6 protein-coding genes are annotated in these 8912 nt (G+C 65.5%); 1 reads left to right on the top strand and 5 read right to left on the bottom strand.

Annotated elements, in window-relative coordinates; translation table 11 throughout:
• Positions 1–31: 31 nt before the first annotated feature.
• From AC3FLX_RS22655 to AC3FLX_RS22640, 4 genes are all read right to left on the bottom strand, one after another.
• Positions 32–1401, bottom strand: a protein-coding gene (locus AC3FLX_RS22655) for an IS3 family transposase (protein ID WP_488693732.1) whose coding sequence is annotated in 2 segments (ribosomal slippage) — positions 32–933 and positions 933–1401 — 1371 coding nt in all. Because the reading frame shifts where the segments join, the coding sequence is not laid out codon by codon here.
• A 66-nt stretch (positions 1402–1467) separates the two neighbouring features.
• Positions 1468–2922 carry a hypothetical protein gene (locus AC3FLX_RS22650; protein ID WP_488699559.1) on the bottom strand — a complete coding sequence of 485 codons (1455 nt, stop codon included), beginning with the start codon at positions 2920–2922 and terminating at the stop codon, positions 1468–1470.
• Entirely contained in the window at positions 2919–3527 is a 609-nt protein-coding gene (locus AC3FLX_RS22645; protein WP_488699558.1) for an RNA polymerase sigma factor, read from the bottom strand. The genes AC3FLX_RS22650 and AC3FLX_RS22645 overlap by 4 nt, the downstream gene beginning before the upstream one ends.
• Positions 3528–3550: 23 nt before the next feature.
• On the bottom strand, positions 3551–5377 hold the full coding sequence (locus AC3FLX_RS22640) for a vWA domain-containing protein (RefSeq protein ID WP_488699557.1): 1827 nt from the start codon (positions 5375–5377) through the stop codon (positions 3551–3553).
• A 183-nt stretch (positions 5378–5560) separates the two neighbouring features.
• Between AC3FLX_RS22640 and ggt the strand changes: the two genes are divergently transcribed.
• Positions 5561–7468: a gamma-glutamyltransferase gene (gene ggt, locus AC3FLX_RS22635; protein ID WP_488699556.1), complete on the top strand. Its 1908-nt coding sequence runs from the start codon at positions 5561–5563 to the stop codon at positions 7466–7468.
• Positions 7469–7572: 104 nt separating this feature from the next.
• Here the strand turns inward: ggt and AC3FLX_RS22630 are convergent, their stop codons facing one another.
• Entirely contained in the window at positions 7573–8577 is a 1005-nt protein-coding gene (locus AC3FLX_RS22630; protein ID WP_488699555.1) for a Bug family tripartite tricarboxylate transporter substrate binding protein, read from the bottom strand.
• Between the last annotated feature and the right edge of the window lie 335 nt (positions 8578–8912).

The following is an 8912-nucleotide window of genomic DNA, read 5'->3' as shown; positions in this document are numbered from 1 at the left end:
TGAACGGACCCCGTAAAGTTGGACGGGTAACTTAGGCCGCCAAGGGCTGAGTTCTGTACTTCACGGGACTCAGCCCTTTTAGTTTGAGCTTGATGCGGTCGTGATTGTAGTAGTGAATGTATTGGCGCAGGCCTTGCTGTAGCTCCTCGACGCTGGCGAACTTGTTCAGGTAGAAGAACTCGGACTTCAGGGTCCCGAAGAAGCTTTCCATAACGGCGTTGTCAAGGCAATTGCCCTTGCGTGACATGCTGGGACGGATATTGCGCTGCTTGAGCATCCGCTGGTAGGCCGGCATCTGGTACTGCCAGCCTTGGTCGGAATGCAGGACCGGCCGGTCCTGCGGACATAGGCGCCGGAACGCTTTCTTCAGCATGCTGCTCACCATCTCGAAGGCCGGCCTGTGGGCGGTCTCGTAGGCGATGATTTCGCCGTTATACAGGTCCAGCACCGGGGAGAGGTACAGTTTCTCGCCAGCCACGTTGAATTCGGTCACGTCGGTTACCCACTTCTGATTCGGACGCCTGGCCCGGAACTGCCGTTGCAGAACGTTGGGCGCGACACGGCCTACCGTGCCCTTGTAGGATCGGTATTTCTTTGGCCGTACCAACGACTTCAGTCCCATCTCGCTCATGAGGCGCTGGACCGTCTTGTGGTTGACGATCATGCCGCTTTGCCGGATTGCTGCTGTGATGCGGCGGTAGCCATAACGGCCCATGTGTCGGTCGAAGAGGTCGCGAATGCGCGCTTTCAGGCCCGCATACTTGTCTTGGGCCTGGAGCACCGCCTGCTGGTAGTAAAACGTGCTGCGCGCCAGCCCCGCCGCCTTCAGTAAGCCGACCAATGGATACTGCTGCCTCAGCTCAAGCACTATTTGCGCTTTTTGGGTTGCGCAGATGTCTTGTTCGCTTGAACCAAGGCGTCGAGCTTTTTTAGATACGCCACCTCCGCGCGCAGGTTCTCGATCTCCTTGAGCAAGTCCTTGCGGGAGCGCTCGTCGTCGGGGACTGGGGTGTCGGTTGCAGGCTTGCGAGGCGTGGCTTGTGGCATCGTCTTGGGGCGCCCGCGAGGTCGGGGCGACAGGGCATCCATACCGCCACTATGATAGCGGCGCTCCCAGACCCCAATGCAGCCAGGGCTGCGAATGTCGAACAAAGCGGCCGTCTGTCCGATCGACAAACCATCTCGCCACATGCGCCGCAGCACCGCCAATCTGAATTCGGCGCTGTAGTGGCTGAATTTTTTGCGCAGCCCGTCTCGGCCATGCTGTCGGTAGCTGGCCACCCAACGCTCCACCAGACTATGGCCAATACCATGCTCGGCTGCGATTGCGTTGAAGCCGGCTCGACCGGCCAGGTACTGCCTTACCACTCTGAGCTTGAATTGCTCATCGTACTTCGCCATGAAAAACACCCCAAAGGTTGGATGGATGTCCAACTTCTGGGGTGCAGTTCAGAGGCCTCCCGTTTTTCATTTGCCCGCCGGTTTCTCCACCGTTTGCTCGATCCGTAGTTGTCCGCGTGGCAGGGCATCGTCGCGCTGGACGCCATAGGGCGCGGCGGGCCGCGCATCGGTGGGCATGGCGGCCCAGAGCCGTGCCACCCAGTCGCGCACGGCCGCGTTGTCGGGCTCGGCGCTCCAGACGTGTAGCGACTTTCCGGGGCGCCACTGCATGGCCACCGATGCGGGATCGTCTTCGAGCGTAACGGTCGCCGATCTTTCCGCCGCGTTCTCTTTCGCGCTGCCGGACGCGCTCTCGGCAGATGCCACGGCAGCCTTCGACGCAGCGGGCGATCCAGCGGGTGCCGGCGCGGCCAGCAAGGCCGCTTGCGGCATCCGACGCACGCGCGCTTCCGCGGCTACGGCTGGCGCAGCGTAAGACGGTGCCGGTGCAGGCGGGGGCGGAGGTGCGAAGGCGGGGGCGGCGTCGGCCTGTGCCTGCATTGCGGGTAGCGCTGGCGGTGCCGCGGGCGGTGCCAGTTGCGGTGCCACCACTGGAGGTGCCACAGGCGCGGGTTGCCGGTCGGCGGTGGATGCCACGGCCGGCGACGGCGCGCTTTCCTTGCGCGCTGCGGGCGAGGGCGTTGTCGGCCGGCGCATGGCCTCGGCCTTCGGCGCCGCCCGCTCGGGCAACGGGGCAGGCGAGGCGCCGCGCAAGGCATCGGATGACGATTCGGACGGCGGTTCGGACGACGAATTGGACGACAAATTGGACGACGATTCCGGCAACGCTTCAGGCGCGGCCTGTGCCACACGTGCCTCCCCGGCAGCCGAGGGCGGTGCCGACTGCGCAGCGGGCGCGGCCACGGGGGCCGGACTGGCCGTATCGGCGATGATCACATTCGATGACAACGATGCGGTCGTCGGTGTCCCGTCATCGAGCTGGCTCAGCACGATCTTGGCGGCCAGGCCGGCCACGGCGAACGCAGTGGCCGCGACGCCGAGCGACCTCCACCAGCGCGACAGGCGCCCATGCCGCCGTGCCGGCGCTGCCGGAGCCGTTGCTTCGCGATGCGCCGTGGCCTGGGTCCGTAGCCATGCCTCGGTGGCGTCGCTGACACGCGCGCCAAGCACGTCGGCGGCGGGCTTGCCCTGCGCCACGTGATCGAACACGACGTCGCGCCGTGCCGATTGTGCGGACTGCATCTTTGCCGCCTCACGCTGCACGACATCGGCAAGCGTTGCAGGGGCGGTGAATGCCGGCGCGGGCGCGGACGCTCGCGCCGCATGCTGATCCGCACCGCGTTCCGCTTCGGCGGCCATGCGAGCCTGTACGGCGCGCGCGGCCGTGGTCACGGCAACGGCCAGGCTCGCGGGCGCTTCGTATGGCGGCAACGCACGCAGCAGTTCGGACAGGCGGTCTTCGCCATCGATGAACCGGTCGGCGGCATCGCGCGGCGGTGTGTCTGGCCGGATCGTCGTCATGGCCGCGACTCCTGCGTCATTGCGCCACCGCCATCGGCCAGCGTGGTGCGCAGTCGTGCGAACGCATAGCGCAGCCGGCTCTTCACCGTTTCGAACTTTTCACCCAGCAGCGCGGCGATTTCCTCGACGCTCATATCGCTGAAGTAGCGCAGTACCACCACTTCGCGCTGTGCAACGGGTAACTGCATCAGCGCCTGGCGCACGCTGGCAAGATGCTGCCGCAGTTGCGCCTCGGCCTCTGGCGTCAAATCGTCCGAAGGTACTTCGGCGTCGTGATCTTCGATCGATTCGCGCAGGCGGGCATGCGCGCTGCGCACCTGGTCCAGCCAGGCATTGCGTGCAATCTGGAACAGGAAGGTGCGGAAGGCGGCGGTGGGCATGTAGTCGCCGCAGCGCGTCATCAGCTGGATCCAGGTCTTCTGCGCGATGTCCTCGGCTTCGCCGGTATCGCCCCGGCACAGCCACGCCACGTAGTTGAACAGGCCACCGTTATGCCGGCGGAACAGTTCGCCGATGGGGGCCTCGATGACGCCGCCGGCGACCAGCAGCATCAGGTCGGCATCGGGCAGGGCGGCGATATCGGGTGTGTCGGGGACGGGAGTCATGGTGACGAGTATAGATTGCGCTGTCAGCGCGCGCCGTCGCCGGCCGGTGGCGGGGTCGTTTGCAACGATCGGGCAAGCGCGACGAGTTTGAGGAATTCGCCGCGATAACCGAACCGATCGGTGCCGCGCGCATCCTGGGCCAGCGCGCGGGCATCGTCGAGCGTCCAGTTGCCGGTGAACTTGCCACCGCGCAGCACCTGGCCGAAGCCACTGACCGCGGCGGCGAAGCGGAAATCGTCGTCACCTTGTGCCAGCGGGCGGATGGCCTGACGTGGGACCGTGACGTCCGTCAGTTCGCTTGCACCGGCGCCGGGGCGCTTGTAGCGCAGCTTGACATGCGCGAGTTCGTCGCCACGGTTTGCGACGGACCGCACGGCCGGCTGGTAGCGCAGTTCATCGATCAGCCCCGGACCATCGGACAGCGTCAGCTCATAGAGTGCCGTGACGGTATGCCCCGCGCCGATATCGCCGGCGTCGACCTTGTCGTTATGGAAGTCCTCGCGGGCCAGCATGCGGTTTTCGTAGCCGATCAGCCGGTATTCACGCACGGTGGCGGGATTGAATTCGACCTGGATCTTGACGTCACGAGCGATGGTGGCAAGCGTCGAGGTCAGTTCGCTGACGAGTACCTTGTTGCCCTCCATGAGGTTGTCGATATACGAGTACGCGCCGTCGCCGGCATCGGCCAGTTGCTCCATCAGACGGTCGTTGTAGTTGCCGGTGCCAAAGCCGAGCGTGGATAGCGACACGCCCGACTGGCGCTTTTCCTCGACCAGGTTCTTCAACTGGCGGAAGTCTGTGATGCCGACGTTGAAGTCGCCATCGGTGGCCAGCAGCACGCGATTGATGCCGCCCGCGATAAAGCTCTGCTGCGCCGCCTGATAGGCCAGCGCGATGCCGCTGGCGCCAGCGGTGCTGCCGCCCGCCACGAGCTGGTCGATGGCGGCGGCGATGGCCGTCTTCTCGCTGCCGGGCGTGGGCGGCAGGGCCACGCGTGTGGTGCCTGCATAGGTGACCAACGTGATGCGGTCCTGCGGGCGCAGTGCGCCGACGAGCAGCTTCAGCGAGGATTTCAGCAGCGGCAGCTTGTCCGCCGACTGCATCGAGCCGGACACATCGACCAGGAACACGAGATTGGCCGGTGGCAATTGCGCGCGTGCCACGTCCTGCCCCTTGATACCGATACGCATCAGCACGTTGCGAGGCTGCCAGGGGGAGGGCGCCAGGCTGGTGTGCACGGCAAACGGCCTGCCGTCGGTCGGCGCGGTGTAGTCGTAGGGGAAGTAGTTGACCAGCTCTTCGACGCGGACGGCGTCGGACGGGGGCATGCGTCCCGCATTGAGCATGCGGCGCACATTGCTGTAGCTGCCGGTGTCGACATCGATGCTGAATGTGGAGACCGGTGCTTGCGCCACTTGCCTGACGCCGTTTTCCTCGATGGCGCCGTATTGCTCGCGGTCCTGCGGATCAGGCGCGTATGCAGGCACGGGCATGATCATCAGCGCGGGTGCCGATGGCGCCAGTGCGCGAATTTCCTTGCTGCCCGTTTCCCTGCCGCCCATTTCCTTGCTGCCCATTTCCTTGCGGGATTGGGGTTGCGCCGACGCGACCGGCTCCCGCAGGCGTGCCGCGTCCTGAGCCGTCGCCGGCTTGCCCGCGTTCTCCGCCAGCGGCTGGAGGACGTAGGGCGGCGTTGGCTTGGGTGCGGGCGGCGGCGACGGCTGTGCCGTGCCGCCAGGACCCGACCCGGTGCAGGCGGCAACCGCCGTCAGCATGACGGCGGCGAAAACCGATCGGCATGACCGCGCGACCGGCGGCAGCAAGGCGGGTGACAAGTACCTCTGACGCATGTTGTTCTCCTTGTTGGCATGCATTCCATTCGGCTGGCTTGCATGGAACGGAGCAGAGGCCGATCCGGGGTTGGCCGGGCGCCGGATCATTTCCTGGCGGAAGTGCCGCTTTCAGACTATTCGCACGTCCGTTCGCGTGATTCGCCGCTACAATCGCCGAAGCTTCCCCCCAGGAGACACGGCATGACTGACGACGTCGCAGCAACTTCCCAGGTTTTCGGTTCCCATCCCGCCCGCTGGCGCGCCACACTGGCCGTTGCGCTCACCGCGTTGCTTGCCGCATGCGGCACGACCGACAAGGACGCCGGCAAGCCGGCGGCGCAGGCGGCAACGACGCCGGCGGCACAGCCTGCACCGGCGAGCCTGCCGGCCGCACCGGAAGTGTCTTCGGGCTACCGGCCCGACATGACCACGACCTTCGCGCAGAAGCACATGGCGGCTGCGGCGAATCCGCTGGCCACCGAGGCCGGGCGTGAAATCCTCCGCGCCGGCGGGTCGGCCATCGACGCCGCCGTGGCCATGCAGGCCATGCTGACGCTGGTGGAACCGCAGGCCACCGGCATTGGCGGCGGCGCGTTCATCATGTATTGGGATGGCAAGCGCGTGCAGGCCTACGACGGCCGCGAGACCGCGCCGGCCGGTGCCACCGAAAACCTGTTCATGCGCCCCGACGGCAAGCCGATGGAGTTCTCGGAAGGCCAGATCGGCGGACGTTCGGTTGGCGTGCCCGGCGTGCTGCGTGCACTGGAAATGGCGCATCGGGATCATGGACGCCTGCCCTGGGCGCGGCTGTTCCAGCCTGCCATCCGGCAGGCCGAAAAGGGCTTTCCGATGTCCCAGCGGCTCTATACGCAGGTCGCCGCGGACAAGTTCATGGGCGGCTCGCCCGAAATGACCGCGTACTTCCTGGATGCGCAGGGCAAGGCCAAGCCGGTCGGCACGATCATCAAGAACCCGCAACTGGCGCAGACGCTGCGCGAGATTGCGAAGAGCGGCCCGAGCGTGTTCTACAACGGCCCGATCGCGCGCGATATCGCTGCCAAGGTCAACGGGCATCCGAATGCCGGGAGCCTGTCGGAGGCGGACCTGAAGGGTTACAAGGCCAAGGTGCGCGTGCCGGTCTGTACGGACTACCGGCAGTGGAAGGTCTGCGGCATGCCGCCGCCGTCGTCGGGCGGCATTGCGATTGCGCAGATCCTTGGCACGCTTGAGGCGCTGGAGAAGCGTGACCCGCGCTATGCGCTGGCCAGCCTGAAGCCGACCAAGGTCGACCTTCCGTCGTTGATGGAGCCGAATCCGCTGGCCGTCCACGCGATAGCCGAAGCGGACCGGCTGGCTTACGCGGACCGGGGCCTCTACGTGGCCGATGCCGACTTCGTGCCGGTGGATGTGGCCGCGATGGTCAATCCGAACTACCTGGCCGAGCGCGCGCAGCTGATCGGTGACAAGAGCATGGGCAAGGCCCAGCCCGGCACGCCGCCTGGAGTGAAGGTGGCGTTCGCGCCGGACCGTTCGCCGCCGCGAATTTCCACGTCACAGATCGTGGCCGTCGACAACCGTGGCGGAGCGCTGTCGATGACGACGACGATCGAGTCGTATTTCGGATCGCACATCATGGTGCGCGGCTTCATGCTCAACAACGAGCTGACCGACTTTTCGTTCGCGCCGTCGGAGAACGGCAAGCCCGTGGCAAATCGCGTGGAGCCTGGCAAGCGGCCCCGTTCGTCGATGGCGCCGACGCTGGTGTTCGAGCGCCAGAGCGGCAAGCTCGTAGCCGCGTTGGGTTCGCCGGGCGGCTCGCAGATCATCGAGTATGTGTCGAAGACGCTCGTGGGTCTGCTCGACTGGGACATGGATGTGCAGCAGGCAGTGGGCATGGCCAACTTCGGCAGCCGCAACGGCCCGACCGAGGTGGAGCGAGGCCTGGTCACGCCGCAACTGGTGCAGGCACTGAAGCAGCAGGGGCATCAGGTGGCCGAGATCGAGATGACCAGTGGCACGCAGGCCATCATGCGCAAGACGGTCAATGGCAAGCCGGTGTGGGCGGGCGGTGCCGATCCGCGTCGTGAGGGCGTGGCGCTCGGCGACTGAGCCGCGCGGCGGCTGATCCGGCCGGAGATGGCCGGGCGGCAATAAAAAAACGGGCGCGAAATTCGCGCCCGTTTCAGTTCTTCATGTTGTTGATGCAACCGGACTTATGCGTCCAGCTTGACCCCTGCTGCCTTCACGACTTGTGCCCAGCGCTTTTCCTCGGTCTGGAACCACTTGCTGGTTTCGGCCGGGGACATCGTCACGACTTCGGCACCCTGACCCGCCAGGTTGGCGCGGATCTCCGGCGTGCGGATGATCTTTACCAGCTCGGCGTTGATACGCTGGACCAGTGCATCGGGCATGCCGGCCGGCGCCATCACGCCTTGCCAGGTACCGGATTCGAAATTCGGCACGCCGCTCTCGGCGATCGTCGGCGTCTGGCCAACCAGAGCCATGCGGGTGCGCTTGGACACCGCCAGCAACTTGAGCTTGCCCGATTGCACGTGCGGATACGTGGCCAGCATGCCGTTCATCAGCACCTGTGCGGTACCGCCGACCGTGTCCGCGATGGCCTGGGCGCCGCCCTTGTATGGCACGTACTGCCAGCCGGCCTTGGTGGCCTGCTGCACGGCCACGCCAGCCAGGTGCGGTGCGCTGCCGATGGCGGTCACGGCGAAGTTCAGCGATTGCTTGTGCGACAGCTCGACCAGTTCCTTGAGGTTGTTGGCCGGTACCGACGGGTGCACGACCAGCAGGTGCGGCGAATAAGCCAGCATGGCCACGCCCTTGAGATCTTTCTCAGGGTTGAACGTGAGCTTGGTATAGACCGACGGGGTAATCGCCAGCGCGCCCACATCGCAAAGGAGCAGCGTGTGATTTTCGGTGCCGGCCTGCGCCACCATAGCGGCGCCGATGTTGCCATTGGCGCCAGGGCGGTTGTCGACCACGATCGGCTGACCCAGCGCTTCACCGAGCTGCTTGCTGATCAGACGCGCAATGATGTCGGAGGAACCGCCGGCGGGGTAGGGCACCACCAGGCGAATCGGCTTGGTCGGCCACTTATCCTGTGCCCAGGCGGACGCCGGCGCCAGAATGCCCGACGTGCCAACGGCACCGAGAGCCGCAAGGCCCGGAAGCTGGCCAAGAAATTGGCGGCGAGAAGAGGTCATGCTGTGTCTCCAGTCAACACTTATCATCAGTCGTCGTACAACAATTGGATGGGAGTGTAGGCCCGCTTTTCGATTGGGTCTATCGGGAAAACACGTAGGAAGCTGGCGCTAAATGTAGCGACAATGCGGCCGTCAGGGTGGGGCGCGGCGGTGCGGAGGGCGAGGAAGAAGTCGTGTGATGTGAGGGTTTGTGCTCAGTTGTCTGATGACGTGGGGTGGGTTGTGGCGTTTTCTTCCCTCGTCTTACTGCGGGGACGGGTGGGGAGAGGGTTAAGCCGTCTCAAGGTGCGATATCCGCGGATTGAGACGCCTTGCCCTCTCCCCCAGCCCCTCTC

This window comes from Cupriavidus sp. 291-E7 (genome assembly GCF_057798835.1).
The sequence above is the reverse complement of the archived record's forward strand: the minus strand, read 5'-3'. Positions and strand labels throughout refer to the sequence as shown.

Excerpts from the sequence above, each read along its gene's own strand:
- AC3FLX_RS22650 (WP_488699559.1), bottom strand. The coding sequence starts at position 2,922 with ATGACGACGATCCGGCCAGACACACCGCCGCGCGATGCCGCCGACCGG.
- AC3FLX_RS22645 (WP_488699558.1), bottom strand. The coding sequence starts at position 3,527 with ATGACTCCCGTCCCCGACACACCCGATATCGCCGCCCTGCCCGATGCC.
- AC3FLX_RS22640 (WP_488699557.1), bottom strand. The coding sequence starts at position 5,377 with ATGCGTCAGAGGTACTTGTCACCCGCCTTGCTGCCGCCGGTCGCGCGG.
- ggt (WP_488699556.1), top strand. The coding sequence starts at position 5,561 with ATGACTGACGACGTCGCAGCAACTTCCCAGGTTTTCGGTTCCCATCCC.
- AC3FLX_RS22630 (WP_488699555.1), bottom strand. The coding sequence starts at position 8,577 with ATGACCTCTTCTCGCCGCCAATTTCTTGGCCAGCTTCCGGGCCTTGCG.